At 51.9% G+C, this 591-nt stretch carries 1 protein-coding gene; it reads left to right on the forward strand.

What is annotated here, in order from left to right:
* Nucleotides 1–591, forward strand: a 591-nt coding sequence (locus tag R7Q11_RS27875; RefSeq protein ID WP_225467198.1) for a flagellar basal body P-ring protein FlgI, incomplete at both ends; no start/stop codon positions are given.

A 591-nucleotide genomic window follows, 5' to 3' on the forward strand; every position in this document is an offset into this window, starting at 1 on the left:
TTGGTCTTATCTCTAGTGGTGCGACGGTAGAGCGCGAAATTCCAAACCCATTCGGTCGTGGTGATTACATTACTTTCAACTTGCTTGAATCTGATTTCACGACCGCACAACGCATGGCGGATGCGGTAAACAACTTCCTTGGCCCACAAATGGCTAGCGCAGTCGATGCGACGTCGGTACGCGTGCGTGCCCCTCGTGATGTCAGCCAGCGTGTGGCGTTTTTGTCCGCGATTGAAAACCTAGAGTTTGACCCAGCTGATGGCGCGGCGAAGATCATTGTTAACTCCCGTACTGGCACGATTGTCGTTGGCAAACACGTGCGTCTTAAGCCTGCGGCAGTGACGCATGGTGGCATGACTGTCGCCATCAAAGAAAATCTAAACGTTAGCCAACCAAACAGCTTCTCTGGCGGCCAAACGGTCGTGGTGCCCGATTCAGATATCGAAGTGACGGAAGAAAAAGGCAAGATGTTCAAATTCGAGCCGGGTTTAACGCTGGATGACCTCGTACGTGCGGTGAATGAAGTGGGCGCAGCACCTTCTGATTTGATGGCCATCTTACAAGCATTGAAACAAGCTGGTGCCATCGAAG

It is taken from the genome of Vibrio sp. 970 (assembly GCF_033339075.1).